This is a genomic window from Candidatus Moraniibacteriota bacterium (assembly GCA_026396275.1).
Lineage (GTDB): Bacteria > Patescibacteriota > Minisyncoccia > Moranbacterales > JAPLXC01 > JAPLXC01.
In genome coordinates this window covers 65,594-86,371 of sequence record JAPLXC010000007.1, presented here as the reverse complement: position 1 = coordinate 86,371, position 20,778 = coordinate 65,594, and the positions used below count along the sequence as shown (strand labels likewise).

Annotated in this window: 24 protein-coding genes, 1 tRNA gene and 1 other RNA gene; 21 read left to right on the top strand and 5 right to left on the bottom strand. The window is 43.0% G+C overall.

The features are described from left to right. Positions 1-6 precede the first annotated feature (6 nt). From NT136_02450 to NT136_02420, 7 genes are all read left to right on the top strand, one after another. Entirely contained in the window at positions 7-807 is an 801-nt protein-coding gene (locus tag NT136_02450; GenBank protein MCX6765795.1) for a C39 family peptidase, read from the top strand. A 220-nt stretch (positions 808-1,027) separates the two neighbouring features. Beyond that, a complete protein-coding gene (locus NT136_02445) occupies positions 1,028-1,216 on the top strand; it encodes a hypothetical protein (protein ID MCX6765794.1) in 189 nt (62 codons plus the stop codon). 232 nt (positions 1,217-1,448) lie between these two features. Continuing rightward, positions 1,449-1,670, top strand: coding sequence for a hypothetical protein (locus tag NT136_02440; protein MCX6765793.1), 222 nt, complete (start codon positions 1,449-1,451; stop codon positions 1,668-1,670). 15 nt (positions 1,671-1,685) lie between these two features. After that, positions 1,686-1,985: a hypothetical protein gene (locus NT136_02435; GenBank protein ID MCX6765792.1), complete on the top strand. Its 300-nt coding sequence runs from the start codon at positions 1,686-1,688 to the stop codon at positions 1,983-1,985. Beyond that, positions 1,969-2,682, top strand: coding sequence for an HAD family phosphatase (locus tag NT136_02430; GenBank protein ID MCX6765791.1), 714 nt, complete (start codon positions 1,969-1,971; stop codon positions 2,680-2,682). The genes NT136_02435 and NT136_02430 overlap by 17 nt, the downstream gene beginning before the upstream one ends. 4 nt (positions 2,683-2,686) lie before the next feature. After that, entirely contained in the window at positions 2,687-2,890 is a 204-nt protein-coding gene (locus NT136_02425; GenBank protein MCX6765790.1) for a hypothetical protein, read from the top strand. Next, positions 2,865-3,323 carry a VanZ family protein gene (locus NT136_02420; protein ID MCX6765789.1) on the top strand — a complete coding sequence of 153 codons (459 nt, stop codon included), beginning with the start codon at positions 2,865-2,867 and terminating at the stop codon, positions 3,321-3,323. Before NT136_02425 ends, NT136_02420 begins: the two co-directional genes overlap by 26 nt. On the opposite strand, the gene rplT is transcribed toward NT136_02420, so the two are convergent. The 5 genes from rplT to smpB form a co-directional block, all read right to left on the bottom strand. Beyond that, positions 3,324-3,671 (bottom strand): 50S ribosomal protein L20, encoded by a 348-nt coding sequence (gene rplT, locus NT136_02415; protein MCX6765788.1) that lies wholly within the window; start codon positions 3,669-3,671, stop codon positions 3,324-3,326. 100 nt (positions 3,672-3,771) lie between these two features. Beyond that, positions 3,772-3,969, bottom strand: coding sequence for a 50S ribosomal protein L35 (locus NT136_02410; protein MCX6765787.1), 198 nt, complete (start codon positions 3,967-3,969; stop codon positions 3,772-3,774). A gap of 91 nt (positions 3,970-4,060) precedes the next feature. Next, positions 4,061-4,606 carry a translation initiation factor IF-3 gene (gene infC / locus NT136_02405; protein MCX6765786.1) on the bottom strand — a complete coding sequence of 182 codons (546 nt, stop codon included), beginning with the start codon at positions 4,604-4,606 and terminating at the stop codon, positions 4,061-4,063. After that, positions 4,607-5,006, bottom strand: a transfer-messenger RNA (tmRNA) gene (gene ssrA / locus NT136_02400). It lies immediately after the preceding gene. A gap of 55 nt (positions 5,007-5,061) precedes the next feature. Further along, positions 5,062-5,508: an SsrA-binding protein SmpB gene (gene smpB, locus NT136_02395; protein MCX6765785.1), complete on the bottom strand. Its 447-nt coding sequence runs from the start codon at positions 5,506-5,508 to the stop codon at positions 5,062-5,064. Positions 5,509-5,593: 85 nt separating this feature from the next. On the opposite strand from smpB, the gene NT136_02390 reads away from it, so the two are divergent. The 14 genes from NT136_02390 to NT136_02325 all read left to right on the top strand — a co-directional run bounded on the left by NT136_02390 (position 5,594) and on the right by NT136_02325 (position 20,774). Continuing rightward, positions 5,594-5,665 (top strand) — tRNA-Gly (locus NT136_02390). A 78-nt stretch (positions 5,666-5,743) separates the two neighbouring features. Then, a complete protein-coding gene (locus NT136_02385; protein MCX6765784.1) occupies positions 5,744-6,955 on the top strand; it encodes a hypothetical protein in 1,212 nt (403 codons plus the stop codon). An 18-nt stretch (positions 6,956-6,973) separates the two neighbouring features. Continuing rightward, positions 6,974-7,741 carry an N-acetylmuramoyl-L-alanine amidase gene (locus NT136_02380; GenBank protein ID MCX6765783.1) on the top strand — a complete coding sequence of 256 codons (768 nt, stop codon included), beginning with the start codon at positions 6,974-6,976 and terminating at the stop codon, positions 7,739-7,741. 149 nt (positions 7,742-7,890) lie between these two features. Continuing rightward, a complete protein-coding gene (locus NT136_02375; GenBank protein ID MCX6765782.1) occupies positions 7,891-8,235 on the top strand; it encodes a hypothetical protein in 345 nt (114 codons plus the stop codon). Then, positions 8,232-8,513 (top strand): hypothetical protein, encoded by a 282-nt coding sequence (locus NT136_02370; protein ID MCX6765781.1) that lies wholly within the window; start codon positions 8,232-8,234, stop codon positions 8,511-8,513. The genes NT136_02375 and NT136_02370 overlap by 4 nt, the downstream gene beginning before the upstream one ends. Positions 8,514-8,845: 332 nt before the next feature. Continuing rightward, the gene (locus NT136_02365; GenBank protein MCX6765780.1) at positions 8,846-12,244 is read left to right on the top strand and encodes a DNA-directed RNA polymerase subunit beta; all 3,399 of its coding nucleotides are present in this window, start codon (positions 8,846-8,848) and stop codon (positions 12,242-12,244) included. A gap of 67 nt (positions 12,245-12,311) precedes the next feature. Further along, positions 12,312-15,902 (top strand): DNA-directed RNA polymerase subunit beta', encoded by a 3,591-nt coding sequence (gene rpoC, locus NT136_02360; GenBank protein MCX6765779.1) that lies wholly within the window; start codon positions 12,312-12,314, stop codon positions 15,900-15,902. 242 nt (positions 15,903-16,144) lie between these two features. After that, the gene (locus NT136_02355) at positions 16,145-16,654 is read left to right on the top strand and encodes a hypothetical protein (GenBank protein ID MCX6765778.1); all 510 of its coding nucleotides are present in this window, start codon (positions 16,145-16,147) and stop codon (positions 16,652-16,654) included. Between the two features lie 269 nt (positions 16,655-16,923). Continuing rightward, positions 16,924-17,151 (top strand): hypothetical protein, encoded by a 228-nt coding sequence (locus NT136_02350; protein MCX6765777.1) that lies wholly within the window; start codon positions 16,924-16,926, stop codon positions 17,149-17,151. Positions 17,152-17,312: 161 nt separating this feature from the next. Continuing rightward, the gene (locus NT136_02345; protein MCX6765776.1) at positions 17,313-17,489 is read left to right on the top strand and encodes an AbrB/MazE/SpoVT family DNA-binding domain-containing protein; all 177 of its coding nucleotides are present in this window, start codon (positions 17,313-17,315) and stop codon (positions 17,487-17,489) included. 77 nt (positions 17,490-17,566) lie between these two features. Continuing rightward, positions 17,567-17,944 (top strand): hypothetical protein, encoded by a 378-nt coding sequence (locus NT136_02340; protein ID MCX6765775.1) that lies wholly within the window; start codon positions 17,567-17,569, stop codon positions 17,942-17,944. Between the two features lie 284 nt (positions 17,945-18,228). Next, the gene (locus NT136_02335) at positions 18,229-19,362 is read left to right on the top strand and encodes a Fic family protein (protein ID MCX6765774.1); all 1,134 of its coding nucleotides are present in this window, start codon (positions 18,229-18,231) and stop codon (positions 19,360-19,362) included. Positions 19,363-19,482: 120 nt separating this feature from the next. Further along, positions 19,483-19,962 (top strand): DUF2127 domain-containing protein, encoded by a 480-nt coding sequence (locus NT136_02330; GenBank protein MCX6765773.1) that lies wholly within the window; start codon positions 19,483-19,485, stop codon positions 19,960-19,962. Between the two features lie 218 nt (positions 19,963-20,180). Continuing rightward, the gene (locus NT136_02325; protein MCX6765772.1) at positions 20,181-20,774 is read left to right on the top strand and encodes an alpha/beta hydrolase; all 594 of its coding nucleotides are present in this window, start codon (positions 20,181-20,183) and stop codon (positions 20,772-20,774) included. Positions 20,775-20,778: the final 4 nt, after the last annotated feature.

Sequence of the window (20,778 nt, the reverse complement as noted above, 5' to 3'; positions counted from 1 at the left end):
TAAATTATGTTTAGCCGGAAAAAAATTTATATTTCGGGAATAGTCGTTTTAGTTGTTCTGGCGGCACTGTTTGCCGGCAGATATTTTTTGTTGCGGAGCAGTAAAGCTCCAAAAACGTATTTGGAGGAATTTAAGGATATTGTTAAAAGCCCGGGTGCAGATGTTAGCCAGCCGGAAGAAAAGGCAGTAACTGCAGAACCAGCAGGATCTATTAAGGAAGAAAAAACGCTTCCCGAAAAAATTTTTATTAAAGTTCCCTTTACTTCCCAAGCCCCTTTTGCGGTTTGGGATATACGGCACGAGGAGGCCTGTGAAGAAGCATCGCTTTTGATGTTGGCCTATTATTTTCAGGGAGAGAAATTAAATAAAGAGATAGCTGAAAAGGAGGTTCAGGAATTGATAAAATTTCAAATAGAAAAATATGGCGATTATAAAGACAGCAATGTCGGTGAGATAGTAAAGTTAGCGGAAGATTTTTACGGAATTAAAAACTTGAGAGTAATTTACGATTTTAGTAAAGGGGAAATTAAAAAAGAACTGGCCAAGGGGAATCCCATCATCGTGCCGGCGGCCGGCCGGCTTTTGGGCAATCCTTATTATACTCAACCGGGACCCTTGTATCACAATCTTGTTCTAGTGGGATACAGCGGTGACAAAATTATCACTAATGATCCGGGAACAAGAAAAGGGGAAGGATACCGCTATCCAATTGATGTTTTGTATAATGCCATTCACGATTTTCCGGGAGACAAGAACAAGATTAATGAGGGCAGAAAAGCCATGATCGTAATTGACGGGCAAAGTTGATAACTACCAAAAGAGCAAATATGTGGTAAAATAGAGGAAGGAATATATGACAAGTCCTGCCTCTTTTCCGAAATAAGCTTAGGGCGTTCCATATCAGAGGCGCGGAACGGCTACGCCTGAAATTGTGGCAATAAATAGATTGATTAAAGAAAAGAAGCGGGACGCTGAATTTTATAACAAAATTATAAATTTTGATAAAATTCGCGAAAGGAGGTGAAAAATGATGCAGAACACAAAAACTTTTGCGACAATCGCTTTTTGGCTTTCAGTCGTGGCGCTGGTCGCCGCAACTGTTGTTTCCGTTTTTCAGATTAATCTCTGGCTGGCCGGCACGCAGTGGATACTTATAGCCATTGCTTTAGCAGTATACGCGCTTTATTTTGGCGAGCGTCAAGCTCCAGGTGCCTAATTTTTTAAGCATGATAATTTACCAAATTATCTCATTAATTACTTCAACGAGAAAATAATTTTCTGCGTTTCTCTTGTTCTTGAAAATTCTGTTTTTATCCGCCTTCGCAGAAGACCTCGGGCGTGAGCCAGGGGATAATGCGAAGATGCATCTTCTGCTTCGGCGGATTTCACTCCGCCAAAGATTCAGAAAATACCGAATGCGTAAGCTTGCGGAGGTTCATAAAAAAACTATGAAACATCCAGCCGGAGAAGAGGTTTACATCATCGCCCACAATATTCGCAGTGCCTACAACGTCGGAGCCATATTTCGCACGGCTGACGGAATGGGAACAAGCAGGATTTATCTCTCCGGTTATACTCCATCCCCCTCGGCTGGCAAGGCGCTCTATCACAGCCAAGCCCGAAAAATGATTGCCAAGACCGCCTTGGGAGCAGAAAAGTACATTCACTAGGAAAAAGTAAGCAACATCTCGGCGCTTATAAAAAAGCTTAAAAAGAAAGGACACTTCATCGCAGCTATAGAGCAAGACGAAAAAAGCATTAGTTACGAAAAATTTCAGCCGCGGATTTCCCTGGTTCTCGTAGTGGGAAACGAGCCGCTGGGAATTGATAAAAGAATTTTAAAAATCTGCGATAAAATTATTGAAATTCCGATGCGGGGAAAAAAAGAGTCCCTCAACGTGGCCGTCGCTTTGGGAATTGTTGGATTTTCAATTCGTGACTCACTAGAGAAAAAATCAGGTGAAAAATATGAAAGAAAAAAATAAAGTTGCCGTTTTTGACATTGACGGGACAATTTTCCGCAAAAACCTCCATTTTGAATTGATTAATGAGCTGGCCTGGATGAAGATTTTTCCCCATAAGGTCCGTGATCAATTAGTTGACTTATACACTGACTGGCTGGAACATAAAGGAACTTATGAGACCTATCGTCAAGCCCTGGTTGATCTTTACTCCCGGTATATCAAAGGTTGCCGGAAATTGGATGTGGAGGAAGCCAGCCGGATCGTGGTGCCGTTTCATGAAAATCGCACCTATATATTTGCTGAAAATCTAATCAGCCAGCTTAAGAATAAAAATTATCACATTATAGCTGTATCCGGGTCGCCCCTGGAGGTTGTTGAGGAGTACAATCGCCGCCATCTGAATTTTGGCGCGGTATTCGGCAGTGTTTATGAAATCGATAAGCAAGGCAGATACACCGGACGAGTGGTTTTTGAGCCCACCCGCAACAAAGGCCAGGTGATCAAGCAATATATTTTTGAGAATAATTTCGGCTGGCAGGATTCCTACGGAATAGGAGACACGGAGTCAGATGTGAGCTTTCTGGAAATGGTGGAGCATCCCATTGCTTTTAATCCCAATCACAACCTTACCAAAATTGCCAAGGAGAAAAAATGGAGAATAGTGGTAGAAAAAAAGGACGTTATTTATGAAATAAACAGCAGTGATAATATAAAATAATCTTATGACCGCACTAATTATCCTAATAGCAATATTAATCATTATAGTCCTTCTTCTGGTTGATTTTTTCATGAGCGGAACCAATCCTTTTATCGAGAAATGGCTAAGAAGAATTCTTTGGGTCTGGCTTCCTTTTTACGCCCTGTATAATTTAACCAGGGAATTGATTTTGCGAATGAGCAATGAAACAAAACGCACTATTAAATAACAAAAGACGATTGGTATTATATTATTATTTACCCCTTCTACTCTGGATGGGGATCATTTTTTATTTTTCTTCTCTTTCCGGATCAGCTGACGCAGGAAGCCGCGACTTCTGGTTTTACGCCCAGCGCAAAGGGGCTCATTTTTTTGAATATGTCATTTTAGCAGTTTTTTGGCTGCGTATTTTTAGGATGCATTATTTTTACCAAAAGACCGAATTATACCATTGGGCATTTTTTGCTTCACTTCTCTATGCTATTTCAGATGAAATTCATCAGGTCTTTGTGGCTGGAAGAGAAGGAAAAATTCTGGATGTTGGAATTGACGCGCTGGGAATATTGGCCGGTCTGGTAATTTGGAATCTTTTTTTATTGTGGCGGAATTGGCGAAACAAAAAACTTCCTGCAGAAGCAGGAAGTTTTTCCAAATCGGAATAATTACTTTTTTATCTCTTCAATCAACTTTTTAAAAACAGCAGGATGTTCAACAGCCAGCTGGGACAATACCTTGCGGTCCAGCTGAATTTTTTTGCTCCCGGCGATTTTAATAAATTCCCGGTAGGTGAGGCCGAAGTTGCGCACGGCATTATTGAGACGCAGAATCCAAAGCGATCTTGCCGTTCTTTTTTTAGCCCGACGGTCACGATAGGCATATTTTCCGGCTTTGAGCAGCGCTTCTTTAGCCGCCTGGTAGTGTGATTTTCGGCGCCAGCGGAAACCTTTGGCCATTTTTAAGACTTTTTTTCTTCGTTTTGAAGCGGCAACGCCGCGTTTGATTCTAGTCATAATTATTCATGGAGCATAAAACACATAACATGTAACATTTGGTTTTTCCGTTTAACGACTTTACTTTGTTACATGTTTCATGTTAAGTGTTTCATGATTTTTAATTGTATGGCAGGGCTCTTAAAACATTCTTTTCGTCATATTCAGAAAGCCGCTGATCTTTTCTTTTGAAACGCTTGAACTTTCCCGTTTCGCGGGAATTAAAATGATTTTGCTTGGTATAGCGCCTCATGGCTTTCCCCCTTCCGGTCACCCTTATTTTCTTTGAAACTGCTTTATTGGTCTTTAGTTTAGGCATAATTATTCATGAAACATAAAACATATAACATTTGATTTTTCCGTTTAACGACTTTACTGTGTTACATGTTTCATGTTACGTGTTTTATGGCTTATTCCGGAGCGATAATTGTATTGAATCCCTCCGGAAAGCGTTTTATTTCCTCTTCAATCCGATGAGGGGTCTGAATTTGTTTGATGAACTTAAGCAAACTCTCTCTGGCTAAATTCGGGTGAGCTTTTTCCCTTCCTCTTAACAGAATTTCTATTTTTATTTTGCTTCCCTTGTTAAGGAATTTTTCCGCCTGATTTCTTTTGAAAGTTAAATCATGCTCGTCGGTGCGCAGTCCTATCCGGATTCCTTTGAGTTCCACTTTCTTTTGCTTGGCTTTAGCCAGCCGGTCCTGTTTTGATTGTTGATACTGGAATTTTCCGAAGTCCATTAAGCGGCAGACAGGCGGATCGGCTTTAGGAAAGACCTCGACCAAATCAAGCTCCCGCTCGCGGGCAAGAGCCAGCGCTTCTTGAGTATCCATCTCCCCAAGGTTTTTTCCGGTTTCGTCAATAACCAGCACCTTCCAGGCGCGGATGCGTTCGTTGGCCCGGTGCTGGGGGGAAATTGGTTTTGGTTTGGGTCGAAACCCGTAGCGTCTGCGCATAGGTGGAGTTGGCGAGAATTGCACTCGCGTCCATTGTTGCTTTTAAAAAATTTTCTACAAACTTAGCCGGTTTATTTATTTTGACTAAAAAGTAATAAACAAGCAAAATCTTTTTAATCTATTTCTAATTTAATTTTGCCCGCTTAACTTAGAAAATATCAGGCGGGCTATCCTTATGGTTGGCACCGGTTGCTATTTATAAGGAGTCAATAGTCCGATGGCTAAAGCTTAAATTAAGCCAAAGCGGTAGCAAAAGCCGGAGCAAACGCTTGCGCGATGCTGGCCTTTACTTTTGAGTATAAGTTTGCACTTATAATTTTGACAGGCAGTTTAACGATATGACTGTCATAATCGGTTTGCAAATTTTTTAAAGTGCAAAATGTCGAAGCTAGACAACCCCGCCCGCATCGCTACACTTTGCGCCGCGAGCGGGAATGTCTAATACACTAGGTTAATTAGAAATTTTTAAGTTCCCTTTCCATTCTTCTTTTTACTTCTCTCTTGGCAATCTTTTCTCTTTTATCAAATTCTTTCTTCCCGCGTCCGACGCCGAATTCCAGTTTCACGAGTCGCTTCTTAGTATACACACGAATCGGCACCAGCGTCAAGCCGGAAACGCGGGCTTTTCCGATAAGTGATTTGATTTCCGTCCTTTTGAGCAGCAGTTTTCGGGATCTTGTCGGGTCGTAATTTTTCACGTCGCCCGCATGCCGATAGGGAGGGATATTAGCGTTGGTAAGATATAACTCGTTGCCGTGAACTGTCACAAAACTGCCCTTGAGCGAAATATGACCGGTCTTGGCGGACTTCACTTCCTGGCCAGTCAAAACCAAACCCGCTTCGAATTTATCCGAAATTTCGTAATCAAAATGGGCGCGCTTATTGACGGCAAGGGTAGCCATAGTTATATTATATGTATACTTTGGACAAAATGAAAAGCGGAATTAGTATAATGATAGTACGGCTCCTTTCCCCGCCTGCCGAAATGCGAGTGTAGTATAACGGCTATTATGTCAGCTTTCCAAGCTGAAGACGTGGGTTCGACTCCCATCACTCGCTCATCCTGAAGATATTTTCCATCCGTAAAAATCCTCCGAAAGGATTTTTTTGATTTTTGGTATATAATTATAGGGTGTTATGTACATTGATTTACGGACAAATGAAAAACAGGAAATTTGGAAGAGGCGCGTGCCGCCGCTAGTGGCCTTGGCGATGGTTATAATTTTGGCTGGCGCTGCCGCCTGGTTTCTTGTCGGCAAGGCATCACGGGTGAAAAATGAAATGAGCACTGAAATAGTTCAGTTTCGACCCCAATCCAAGCCGGCGCCTACCCCGAAGCCCCCCGCTTGGCGCTATATCCCGGGGCCGATTTCTATGGATCTGGTAAAAAGCAAAGGTTGCGTGGCTGATGGTTTTTTGTCAGAGTATGGCGGAAAAACAAAGCAAATGGTTAAATTGATCAACCGTTCCGAATGCACTTATCTTCATCGGGCGCTGGAAACCTGGCTTGATCAGCCGGATTTTGAAAAAGCGAGCGAAATTATGCAGAAAGTGGAAAAACGCCCGATGGTCTACGGAATGTTTCTGGCAGAAGCCATTTCCGCCAAGGGCGAATATGATGACCCGCTGACCGGCAAGGACTACGGCTTTTCCCAGATGTGCCGGGAGGGATCGGAAAACCGGTGGGGCGATCACACTTGCATCCCGAGCGTTCAAAAGCCGGAGTATCGCCGATACCTCCGTTCCATTACCCGTCAGGCGATGAATCTGGGAATTCAAGGGTTTCTCTTCGGCCAGATTATGCTTCAGGACGAGCGTCCCGGCGGCAACACCGCTGATATTGAAAAAGTTTTAGGTGAAATGCGACGGTACGCTAATGAATTAGGTATAGATATTATAATCGGCGCCCAGACCAACAGCATCACTGATGAAAGATATTTGCGGCTTTTTGACTATATTGAAGGCGGTATTGGCATTGATTCGCAGGGTCAAATTGAAAACGGCCCGTGCTTGAGCGGCAAGGGCGGATGCTGGGCTTTACTGTGGCATGATAATTTTCGTCTTCGGGCCAATGACGTGATTTTACACCTTGATTGGAGCGGTCTGCCATGGGATGATATGGGAATATTCGCCCGAATGGACAGGAACACCCGCGCCAAGACACTTAGCAATTTGCACCAATTTTTTTCTTCCCGGAAAATGGGATTTCTTATGCCGTTTCTGGCGGTGCTGAATAAAGAAAATAACGGCTGTTATGGCCCCGATAAACATTTTTATTCGCCCGACCACAATTACCGCTGCAAGGACGAGGAGGCCATTAATAAAATTCTGCGCGGGACATACAGGTAAGTATTAGAATAATTCGTGATGCGTTATTTTAATTCAAATAAAAGAAATTTTTTGATTAGCAGTGTTTTTATCGCGCTCTTAGGAGCGGTGATTTATATTGCTGCTACTCAAACGTCCTGGTTTTCAGCGGACAAGCAAGAATTCCGGGCTGTGCCGGAAAATGAAAGAAGCAAGACGGAAGCCCCGGAAGAACAATCAGCGCAAAACGATCCAGCCGTATCTCAAATACCAGATGATGATAATTCTTTATCAGAAAGTGTCTCATTCCAACAGCCAAAAGGCGGGAATAATTCAGTGCCGGAAGAAAAGAAAAAAACAACGGAAAATCCGGTTATTATTTCTCGCTATGTTTCTTGGGGCTATCAGCAGTCCGCCAGCCGTTCCATTGATACCCTAGTGATCCATTCTTCCTATGACGCACTAGGATCAAATCCTTATGATTTAGCTGGACTGCTGAAAGAATACAAGCAGTATAGAGTGGCGTCGCACTATTTGATTGACCGCCAGGGAAATATTTATCGTCTGGTTTCAGAAAACAATATTGCCTACCACGCGGGAGAAAGCAAAGTGCCGGACGGAAGAACCGATGTCAACAATTTTTCCATCGGAATTGAGCTGATGAATAAAGAAAGCGGAAAATTCACGGATGATCAGTATGATTCCCTTAATTATCTACTGAGATATCTACGTAGTAAATATAAAATTAAATATGTCCTGGGACATAATCAGATTGCATCCGGAAGAAAATCCGATCCTTGGAATTTTGAGTGGGATAGAGTAAACTGATAAACACAAAGTTCATTTAATGTCCCTCGATGTCATTCCTGGCTTGACCAGGAATCCAGTAGATAATCCTTATTTTTATTCTAGATTCCGGCTCAGGGGCCGGAATGACATCAAGCGTGTAAGTTACATAATCATTAACAACTCAAAAAATGGAAAAGGAAAAATTTAGCGTTGAAGATATCAATCGGACGGGAGATTTAAGGTTGAAGAAAATAATGAATTCAGTTGTTTATGACAATTACGATGCTGTCACCGCTTTGTTTGAAAGAGTATTAGAGGGAAGCGCGGATAAAGACCAATTCACAGACGCCTTTTTTTCTAATATGAAATTCAAAATCATTGAAAAACTGGCCGAGCAGAACGGGATTGAAAATCCTTCTTCCAAAGAGGCCTGGAACAAGGTTACAGAAAAATGTTCTCTTGAAAAATTAAAAGGTCTTGCTGATGAAATCGCCGAATATGAATTTAAGAAAATCAAACCGGAAAGCAAATGAGGCTTTTAATTAAAATAAAAGATAAAAAGGTTAGCATCCAATTATATTACGGAAAAAAAACATTGAGCCGGCTGTCTTTTACCGAGAATTATAATCTTTCCGAAAAACTGCTCCCAGAAATCGATAAGTTGTTAAAGAAAAATAAATTAATCCCGCGAGATATTAAGAAAGTTATTGTCCAAACCGATACTCCCAAAAGTTTTACCACCTCCCGCATCGCCCAAGCAGTAACCAGGGCCTATAACTTTGCAACAAAAAACAAAACCAAAAACGTGTAAAAACTGTCAATAACTTGACAGAGAAAAAAGAAGACCCGAACAGGAAACCAGGCAGCCGGTAAACGCGCGATTTTTAAATTATGCCTATTTAAAGCCATATTTGACATAGGCAGGCAGAAATGATACAATCGTTCCTATACCAAAGGTAAAAGAAAAGTGCTTTACTTCTTGCATTATTTTCCAAGGCATGTATAATAAGAGAATACTTGTCAAGATACTTTTGATACTCACTATCAATAAAAATTAAATACATCTTTACTTAATCTCATTGCAATCATTCCCGTTTTCAAGAAAATAAACGGAACGGGAGGATTTTCGTGAGAGTTGTTTTTATGTTTACAAACCAGAAGGTCTTAAAAATCAAGGACACTTTTGGTCCTTCTTCTTCGCTTTCTCGGAGAAAATTCTTCAAGAAACATTTAATGGTATCGTTGCCTAATCTGATTGAAGCCCAAGTCAGTTCCTGTCGCTGGTTTTTAGAAAAAGGATTCAAAGAGCTGCTGGACGAAATAAACCCCATCCAAGATTTTACGGGGAAAGATTTGGAATTGAAGCTGGGCGACTACTACCTCGATGAGCCAAAATGCGACGAGCTGACAGCCAAGAACAAAAATATTTCTTATGAAGCGCCATTTCGGGTCAAGGCCCGACTCACCGTTAAAAAAACCGGTGAAGTGAAAGAGCAGGAAATTTATCTCGGGGACTTTCCGGTGATGACAGATCGGGGAACATTTGTAATCAACGGAGTGGAGCGCGTTGTTGTCAGCCAGATGATCAGAAGTCCCGGTGTCTTTTTCACCATGGAATATCAGAAAGGAAAGAAATTGTTCGGTGGCAAAATTATTCCCAATCGGGGAGCCTGGCTTGAAATTGATACGGATCTCGAAGGAATGATATCTGTAAAAATTGACCGCAAAAGAAAAGTGCCGGTTACTTCACTGCTGCGCGCTTTTGGTTTTGGAAGCGACGAGGAATTGATTCGCCAGTTTTCTGATGTAGATAACGGAGAAGTTCGCTACCTCGAAGTGACCATCAGCCGGGACACTGCCAAAAATCAGAAGGAGGGATATAAGGAAGTTTACAAAAGGATTCGCCCAGGGGATCTGGCGACAGAAGAGAACGCCAAACAAATGGTTGATTCAATGTTTTTCGATTTTGAAAAATATGATTTTGGAAGCGTGGGACGCTACCGGCTCAATCAGCGGCTCAACGTCGATCGGCCAGACAATGAAGAAAACAGGGTCCTGAGAGTGGAGGATTTTATTTTGATTATCAAAGAAATTATTCGTCTTAATAATAATCCCTTGGCGAAGGAAGATGATATAGATCATCTGGGAAACAGGAGAATCCGGAGCATGGGCGAACTGGTCCAGAACAAACTGCGGGTGGGCCTGGCTCGAATGGCGCGCAATATTAAGGACCGGATGAGTACTTGCGATATCGCCACTGTGGTTCCCGGCCAGCTTATTAACTCCCGGCCGGTGGCTGCCGCCATTAAAGAATTTTTCTCCAGCTCCCAATTATCCCAATTTATGGATCAGGTTAATCCTCTGGCAGAACTGGAACATAAGCGCCGGATGAGTGCCATGGGTCCGGGAGGCCTTACGCGGGAACGAGCCGGATTTGAAGTTCGGGATGTTCATCATTCCCACTATGGAAGAATCTGTCCGGTGGAAACGCCGGAAGGCCCAAACATCGGGCTGGTGGGGCATATGGCTACTTATGCCCGAATTAACGAGTATGGTTTTCTGGAGACGCCTTATATTATAATTGCTCAAGAAGTGGAAAATAAGCCGGAAGCGCTTGCGAACAGAATTTTGAACCAAGAGATTAAAGAAGCAGGCAAAGCCGGTGACTTTATTAATGAAGAACTGGCTAAAAAAATCTCTAAGACCTCTAGCAAAACCATTAAAGTAAAACCTTTCGTCACTGACGAAATTGAGTATCTCAATGCCGTGGTGGAAGACCGCAATATTATTGCCCACGCCGGGATAAAACTAGATGATCACCGTAACATTATTGGTGAATTTGTGGAAGCGAGAGTCAAAGGCCACCCGGAAATGACTGAAGCGAAAAAGCTGAACTATATTGATGTTTCCGCCAAGCAATGCGTTTCAATCGCTACAGCTCTCATTCCTTTTCTGGAGCACGATGATGCCAACCGGGCGCTGATGGGATCCAATATGCAGCGCCAAGCTGTTCCCTGCGTCGTACCGGAGTCGCCGATTGTCGGAACGGGGATTGAAGACAAGGCGGCCGCTGATTCCGGACAAGTGGTATTGGCAGCGGAGGAAGGCGAAATAGTGGAAGTGGATGCCAATCATATCATCGTCAAGGAAAAAGCGCCCTCGGGAGTCAAAAAGGACTACATAAAGCGGGAATACCGTTTGCAGAATTTCCTCAAGTCCAATGCTTTTACCAGTATGAGTCAAATTCCCCGGGCAGGAAAAGGTGAAAGAGTGAAAAAGGGACAGCTTCTAGCTGATGGAGCCGCCACTGATCACGGAGAGCTGGCCTTGGGACAAAATGTGCTGGTGGCTCTTCTTCCCTGGGAGGGCTATAACTTTGAGGATGCTATTATTATTTCCGAAAGATTGCTTCAGAATGACCGTTATAGTTCAATTCACATTGAGGATTTTTCCATTGACGTGCGCGACACAAAACTGGGTCCGGAAATTATCACTCGCGATATTCCCAACATCGGCGAGGAGCGCTTGAAGGATTTGGATGAAACAGGAATTATCTGCATCGGCGCTGAAGCATCATCCGGGGATATTTTAGTCGGGAAGATTACTCCCAAAGGAGAGGGCGATCTTACCCCCGAAGAGCGGCTGCTCCGAGCAATTTTTGGTGAAAAGTCAAAAGATGTCAAGGATTCTTCTCTTTATCTCCCTCACGGCGAACACGGAAAAGTGGTGGACATCAGGATACTCTCGCGCGATCAGGGCGACAAACTTTCCACCGGCGTCATCAAACAAATTCAGGTTTCGGTGGCGCAGCTGCGCAAGGTTTCCGTCGGTGATAAACTGGCCGGGCGCCATGGCAACAAGGGAGTGATTTCCCGCATTGCTCCAGTGGAAGACATGCCCTATCTTCCTGACGGAACTCCCGTGGATGTTATCCTTAATCCCTTGGGAGTAGTCAGCCGGATGAATATCGGCCAGATCCTGGAAACCCATCTTGGCTGGGCAGCTCTGAAACTGGGTTATAAAGCCGCCAGTCCATCTCTTGATGGAGTGCCGGAAGAAACCATCAAAGAGGAGCTGCGTAAAGCCGGACTGCCGGAAAACGGAAAAATCCTTCTTATTAACGGAAAGACCGGGGAATATTTTGACAGCGAATCAACGGTAGGCATAATGTATATTATGAAACTCAATCACTTGGTAGAAGACAAAATTCATATGCGCTCCATTGGCCCTTATTCGCTCATTACCCAGCAGCCCTTGGGAGGTAAAGCCCAATTCGGCGGCCAGCGGTTCGGGGAAATGGAAGTGTGGGCGCTCGAAGGTTACGGCGCGGCCTATACTCTCCAGGAAATGCTCACTATCAAATCAGATGATGTTCTGGGAAGGTCAAAGGCCTATGAGTCGATTATCAAAGGAGAAAGAATCAAAAGCCCAAACATTCCAGCTTCCTTTCAGGTGCTGGTCAATGAGCTGAAAGGATTATGCCTGGATGTGGAATTAGTAAATGCGGAAGAAAAGGGTATCGCCAAAAAGGAAAAGAAATAAAACAGCCTATTATTCAAGAATGAAAAAGATACCACTGAAAAATATACCTTAATATATTCTATAATTTATGGAAAACATTATCAGAGTAAGCGATTTTAACAGCGTTCAGCTGAAACTGGCCAGTCCCGACAAAATATTGACCTGGTCTCACGGAGAAGTAACCAAGCCAGAGACCATCAATTACCGCACCCAGCGGTATGAAAAGGACGGACTGTTTTGCGAAAAGATTTTCGGTCCTTCGAAGGACTGGGAATGTTATTGCGGCAAATACAAACGCATCCGCTATAAAGGCATTGTCTGCGATAAGTGCGGCGTGGAAGTAACCCGTTCGATTGTGCGCCGAGAGCGGATGGGCCATATCAAGCTGGCTGTTCCGGTTTCGCATATCTGGTTTTTGCGGGGGGTTCCTTCCAAGATAGGACTGGCTCTGGGAATATCGCTTCAGGATATTGAAAAAGTTGTCTACTTTTCTGCCTACCTAATTATGGAATTAGACGAGGGGGCTCGCACCCGGGCTCTGGAACAGCTGGACAATGAGTACAAAGCCAAGCAAAAAGAGATTAAGAGCGGAAAATTAACTCAAGACGGATCACCCGAAAAACTTTTGGAGGAGCTAAAAGAAATTTACCGCTCCGCCCGGGAGGAGCTCAGGGGTCTTCATTCCCTTCAGATTCTTTCGGAGCTGGAGTATTTCAATCTTTCCAGCCGTTTTGGCCAGGTGTTTTCCGCCGGCATTGGAGCTGAAGCTGTCCGCCGGGTTCTGGAGAAAATGAATGTTGATGATCAGATCCAGCGCCTCAAGAAAGAGTTGGAATCTGAAGAGATAACCGATCGGAAAAAATTTCTCAAACGCTTGAAACTTTTTCAAGGGTTTAAAAAAGCCAAACTGCGTCTTGAATGGATGCTGCCAATTGTTATTCCAGTCATTCCTCCCGACCTTCGCCCAATGGTTGCACTTGATGGCGGCCGCTTTGCCACTTCCGACCTTAACGATCTCTACCGGCGGATTATCAACCGTAACAATCGTCTCAAAAAACTCATTGACTTGGGAGCTCCGGAAGTAATTACCCGCAATGAAAAACGGATGCTGCAGGAAGCAGTAGACGCTCTTTTTGACAATAGCGCCCGCCGGCGCCAGATGGCTGTGGCTGCCTCCACCGGACAGCGCCGGCCACTCCGGTCACTGGCGGATTCTCTCAAAGGCAAACAGGGACGCTTTCGCCAGAACCTACTGGGAAAAAGAGTTGATTACTCCGGTCGGAGCGTGATTATAGTAGGACCGCAGCTCAAACTGCATCAAGCCGGGCTGCCGAAAAAAATGGCCCTTGAACTATTCAAACCATTTATCATTAACCAACTCATTGAAAAAGAATACGCTCACAACGTCCGCACCGCCGGGAGAATGGTGGACGCTGAAGCCGAAGAGGCCTATGAAATTCTGGATGAGATTATCGAACGCCACTACGTGCTCCTCAACCGGGCGCCGACTCTGCACCGCCTTTCCATCCAGGCCTTCCAGCCGGTGCTCATTGAAGGGAAAGCCATTCAGATTCATCCGATGGTGTGCGCCGCCTTTAATGCTGACTTTGACGGCGACCAAATGGCCGTTCACGTTCCTCTTACCGATCAGGCCCGGGAAGAAAGTTCCCAGATAATGCTTTCAACTAAAAACTTGCTTAAGCCCGCTACCGGTGAGCCCATCACCGTTCCTTCCCAGGATGTGGTACTGGGAATTTATTACCTCACTCATATTAAAAAAGGCGTAAAGGGAGAAGGAAAAGCATTCTCTTCGGAAGAAGAAGCCATTCACGCTTATCAGCTGGGAATAGTAAGAGTTAATGCTCAAGTAAAACTGTTGCTCAACGAAAAGATTATTGAAACAACGGTGGGCAGAGTTCTCCTGAACGACGCCCTTCCCGAACAGTTGCGCTTCATTAATGAGGAAATGACCAAGAAAGAACTTAAGGGATTGGTGGCTAGATTACTCCAGGAAATTGGGCAGGAAAAAACGGCTTATTACATTGACCGGATTAAAAATCTGGGCTTCCAGGCAGTTACCTGTTCCGGCATCAGCTGGGGAATGGATGATTTGAAAGTTCCGGAAGAGAAAAAAGCAGTGCTGGCTCAGGCCGAGCAAAGTGTGGCAACGATTAATCAGCAGTACAATATGGGACTGCTGACTGAAGAAGAAAGAAAGAACCGGGTGATCGAGGTCTGGAACGAAGCCAAGAATAAAATCGCGGAAGCGGTTCGTAATTCTCTGGATAAAGAAGGGGCGGTTCATTTCATGATCCATTCCAAGGCCCGGGGAAGCGAATCGGTGGTAGTGCAGATGACGGGAATGAAAGGATTGGTGGCCGGTCCCACCGGGGAGACCATTGAACTTCCCGTGAAGAGTTCTTTCAAAGAAGGATTCAACGTGCTTGAATATTTTATTTCCACCCACGGCGCCCGGAAGGGAATGGCCGACACGGCTCTCCGTACTTCCACCGCCGGATATCTCACCCGCCGCCTGGTGGATGTGGCTCAAGACGTGATTGTCCGGGAAGAGGATTGCAAAGACAAAGAAGGATCTTATCTTTACAAAGCCGATTCCGATAAAATCGGGCAAAGTTTTGCCGCCCGCGTTGAGGGAAGAGTGACCATTGAGGACATCACTGATCCCAAAGGCAAAAAAGTAATTGTCGGGAAAGATATCCTGATTAGCCGCGAAGATGCCAAAAAAATCGAAGGCCTTAATATTGAAAAGGTGAAAATTCGCAGCGTGATAACCTGCAAGACGAAGCGCGGAGTATGCCAGAAATGTTACGGCATTGATCTGGGAAGAAATGAAGTAGTCCACTTGGGCCAGGCCGTCGGAATTGTGGCCGCCCAGGCTATTGGAGAACCGGGAACCCAGCTCACTATGAGAACCTTCCATATCGGGGGAGTGGCCGGAACCGACATCACCCAGGGTCTTCCCCGGGTGGAGGAAATATTTGAAGCCCGCCCGCCCAAGGGAGAAGGCCTTATTTCCGAAGTGGACGGAAAGGTGGCGGATATTAACAATAAAAATCACAAAACCATAACTGTTATAATCGAGACCGAGGGCAAGAAAAAAGATATTCGGGAATATGCGGTGCCGGCGGAGTTAACTCTTTTAGTGAAGAAAGGGCAGGCAATTGCCAAAGGCGCCTTGATCAACGCGGGAAATATTGATCTTAAGAAACTTTACCACCTGCTGGGAAGAGAAGAGGTGCAGCGCTATATCACCCGGGAAATTCAGGAAATTTATGCTTCCCAGGGTGAAGGAATTAACGACAAGCACATTGAGGTTATCATCCGCCAGATGTTGAGTCGGATTAAAATTCTTGACCCGGGAGACACTGAACTGCTGCCGGGAGACATTGTGGAAAAAGATCAGTTTGAAGAGGCCAACAGGGAAATAAAGAAAACCGGAGGCGCAGCAGCCAAAGGCGAACAGATAATTATGGGCATTACCAAAGTGGCACTTTCCACTGAATCATTTCTTTCGGCGGCGTCTTTTCAAGAAACGGCGCGCGTTCTCATCAACGCCGCGGTTATCGGCAAGGAAGACCGGTTGCGGGGGTTGAAAGAAAACGTCATCATCGGACGGCTCATTCCCGCCGGAACCGGATTTCGAAAAAAATCACCCTAATTTTCCGGGGTAATTCTTCCATTTATTCTTTTATCCTTTAGAGAGATCGGCCGATCTCTCTTTTTATTTTTAAATCTTTTTTCCAATTTCATTAAAGAAAAACTTTTAGCTTAGGATAAAAATATAAAAAGTCCAAATCGTGATGCAAATTCGGACGGTGCTTTTGATTGACAAAAAATAAAAACTGTGATATATTCTGTTTTCAGCAGTTATTTGAAATTTTTTATGAAAGGAGGAATGCCATGCAGTTCAACTTAGTGAAATTATCAAAGCGGATAGGTAAACAGGAGATCAGACTCATTGTTTTTGAATGCAATGTGTCTGTGCGTTTCGATTTTCCAATCATGAGCGGGGATTGCAAAATATCAGATCAGGACAAAGAAGAGATAATATCATATCTAGAAGAGATGGGGTTATCCTTGGAGCAGAGAAACTTAATTGCGAAAAACGGGATTTCTTTCGATAGTAGTTCCTACTTATTGGCATATATCGAAGCCTTGCTTACTGTGTTCAACAATGAATTTTCCTTAGAATTTTCCCGGAAAATAAGTGCCAATAATTTCATTGGCACAGTTAAATCAAAATACTGTGTAGCAAGGGAAAGGATGGTTCATGGCATATTAGGCCAGTCCACGGCTATCGCTTATTTCAAAGAAATCGGATATGGGCAGATTGTTGATGTTAAAAAAGAAGGGCAGAGAACTGCCAAAGAAAAAAAGTCCTTTTTTAGAAAAATATTAACCCTCTTTTAACCCTAAATGCCAGCATGGTGTTTAGGGTATTTTTTTATCACAATAAAAATAATTAGCATCTGCTTTTTATTTGATTTCCAGGCCTTTTTGGCGTAGGATATAAGTGTCTGAAAAGAAGCTAAGATGAATAAAAGGACAGTTCTTTAAAGGAGGTGGTTTAGGTGAGTAGATTGGCGATGTGTTTCTTGCTGCTTTGTTTTGTTGATCTGGTTTATACTGTTTTAGTCATTCAGTCAGGATGAGGAGGAGCGGCAGAAAAGGGCCCTGTCTTGGGAATTTATTACGAACTGTGGGGATTGGGAGGCGTCATCTTTGGCAAAGTCGTCATTTGCGGCCTGGGTATTTTTGCCATTGAGACGGGTTGCCGGATTGATGCCGCGGCACGAAAGCGCAAAGAGATTTATTACACTGCCATACTCATAGCTTTTCTACTGTTTTATCTTGCTATTTCAATTAAAGAAAATATGTACCTGCTGAAACACTGGATGAACATCTAAGCCCTGCCCAATTATTGAGGCAGGGTTTTTGTTTGAAAAAAAGAGGCGCGGGCAAACCGATTTTCACGGCGCAAACTCCCGCCGTTTTTTATTTGATTTCCAGGCCTTTTTGGCGTAGGATGGAGGTATATACCCAAGTATATACTTAAGTATATTCGCCTATGAAATTAAAGGACAAAAACACGAGAAAATTGGTGCGGCTGGGCAAAACGAGCTTGGCCACGACTTTACCTAAAGAGATGACCGATGCGCTCGGCTGGAAGGAAAAACAGCGAGTGAGGGTGAAAAGGATTAAGGGAGGAATTGTTATTAGGGATTATAGGAATAAAAATAGATAAACTATTGCGCGATTTCTTGCGCGATTATTGCGCGTTTAGAGGCAGGATTGTGATTAAAGATTGGAAGAAGTAAATTTATGGCTCAAAAATTAGAAAATTTCCAGTTTCCGGCTGGTGAAAAAAGCGAAAAAGGCGACGAGGAATTTCGTGAGGAGCTAGAGGCCGTAAAAATGGAGATCGGCGCGTATCTTGCGCTCAAAAAAGAGTATACGGAAAAGAAGCGGATTCTTGAAAGGGTAAAAAAGGAGCAGGCCGATTTTGAAATGAGAAAAAAGCTTAATTACGTTGAACTGAAAACCGGCAAAAATCTCATCGCGGCTATGGAAAAAGAATTGCGCGACTTGTATGTTCAGATTAAACACACATCAAAAAAAATTAATAAGATAGTCAGCGACCCGCGCTACAGCGAATTGAGGTTTAAATATTTTCATGAAAAAAGCGAGGATGATTTTTGATAGATTCGTAAAGAAGGCGTCATAAAATTCGTAATTACCCGCAATTACTAGGTGATATAGTTTGGTATTTTGAACACGTGATTTTACCGGATAATATAGCGTCTGATATGGATTGTTTACCCCGTTATGGTGTCAATTTTACGAGGCCTGGTCGCCTCACTGCGAAGCGGGCAGGCAGGCGGTTGCCCGCTTTTATCCACAATCCAACTTTTAACATGAATTGACATATGTAAAGTTAGGTGCTAAACTTTAAATATAAATATTCTTATGTAAAGTCAATTATTATGAAAAATACAACATTTAAGTCAGGCGTATATAAACAGCAATATGAATATAAAAGTTTTTCCCCGTCTCTGATCAATGTGGCTTTTAAATGGTTGGACCCTAAGATTGACGTATTGCTTGAAGAAGCGACACGATACCTGGGAGAATTGAATGCTTATTCTTTACTTGTGCCTGATGTGGATTTTTTTATCCGCATGCATGTTTTCAAAGAGGCAACAACGTCCAGTAGAATTGAAGGGACTAAAACGGGAATGGATGAGGCGCTTTTACCTAAAGAAGAAATCAATCCCGAAAGAAGAGATGATTGGGCAGAAGTTCAAAATTATACAAAGGCAATGGATTATGCAATTGCTGAATTAGAAAAACTTCCGCTTTCAATGCGACTTCTTAAAGATACTCATAAGATTTTATTAACTGGTGTTCGCGGCAAACATAAAGATTCCGGAGAAATACGCACCAGTCAAAACTGGATTGGCGGCGCAACATTGAAAGACGCCGTATTCATTCCGCCGCATCCCAATGAAATGCCGTATTTGCTTAGCGACTTAGAAAAGTTTTGGCATAATAAGAAAATTGATATGCCTCACCTGATTAAGATTGCTATTAGTCATTATCAATTTGAAACCATACATCCATTTTTAGATGGCAATGGTCGCATTGGCCGATTACTTATTACTCTCTATCTTGTGTCACAGAGGATTCTCTCAAAACCAACGCTATATTTATCGGATTTCTTTGAAAGAAACAAAGGTGCTTATTACGATGCGCTTACCGTTGTGAGAACTTCAAATGACTTGGAACACTGGATCAAGTTTTTTTTGGTTGGTGTTGCGGAAACGGCAAAAAACGGCAAATTGACGTTTGAAAAAATTATTGCTCTTAGACATCAATCCGAACAAAAAATTATGTCTCTTGGTAAAAGAGCAAAAATAGGACAAGAACTGCTGAAACATTTGTATTCTCAGCCCATCTTAAACACTAAACAGATAGCTAAAAGATTACAAATAACTCATCCTTCAGCAAGCACGCTGGTCAAACAATTTGAAAAGATCGGGATTTTTAAAGAAATCACCGGATTTAAAAGAAACCGGTTATTTGTGTTTTCTGGATACTTAAAATTGTTTGAAAAATAAAAGGAAGTATTATTTAACTGGGTTTACCCCGCCTGCCCCTTAGTTTTTATTTCTTGGCGTACGATGTTGGGAAGTGGTTAGTGGCTGGTGTTTTTGCGGTAAAGAATTTATACTTTATTCATGGATAAAATGTATGCCAAGGTAATCCATGACACGTTTCGGGTCGGCATCCTTCTTAAAGGGCTGAATGGAATTTTGGAAATTATCGGCGGAATACTGCTGTTTTTCATTCGCCCTGAAACCCTTAACTATTTGGTAAGACTCCTTACTCAAAACGAATTAAGCGAGGATCCGAAAGACCTCTTTGCCAATTTTCTGGTTCACGCGGCCCGCGGCTTTTCCGTGAGCAGCCAAATTTTTGGAGGTTTGTTCCTCTTGAGCCACGGGCTCATAAAAATATTTCTGATTGCCGCCCTTTTTAGAAAAAAATTGTGGGCTTATCCGCTCGCAATCGCCGTATTTGGAATATTTATTTTCTACCAGATGTATCGCTATTCAATTTCTCATTCTGCCTGGCTGATTGTCTTAACCATTTTGGACATTTTTGTCGTAACATTAACTTACTTAGAGTATCAAAATCTGAAAACCCGGCAAATTTAGATTTTACCCTGAATGCCTGTCCCGCTAATTTGCGGAAGTATTATTTAACTGGGGGGAGGGTTGGCTTGCCCCGTTATCCGCCGCGGATTTTACGGGGTGATTAGAGATTATAGAAGTAAATAATTAGGCATGTCCTTCCGACTTGTCCGCCAAAGCCTTGGCGTCGGTGGAAGCTTTATGGCGAAGGATGGGATTAGAGAAAGTAAAAAATTTACAGTATGAAACAACAAGTTATTATTATACATGGCGGAAGTTCGTTTGATTCGTACAAAAAATTTTTGGATGATCTTAAAAATCAGGAAGTAACGATTGAATCATTTCTGCCCAAAAAAGATTGGAAAATTCACCTGCAATCGGAATTGGGAGGAGAATTCCAAGTGCTTGCGCCCCGTATGCCCAATTCAAATAATGCCAGGTATGAGGAATGGAAAATATGGTTTAAAAGAATGTTTCCATTTATGGAAAGTGAACCGATTTTAATCGGACATTCGCAAGGAGGCATCTTTCTGGTTAAATATTTATCTGAAAACGAATTTCCTAAAAAAATAAAAGCTCTTTTTTTGGTAGCTCCGCCACATTCAGAAACCCATGAGATTAGTGATTTTGTTTTTAAAAAATCGCTCGAAGGAGTTGAAAAGCAATGCCCAATAATTCATTTGTATCAAAGCAAGGATGATCCAATTGTGCCTTTTAATGAAGTTGAAAGATATAAGAAAGATTTACCAAGTGTTAAAGCGCATATTTTTGAAGACCGCCAGCATTTCAACCAAGAACACTTCCCGGAAATCGTAGAGGAAATCAAAAATTTGTAAGAAA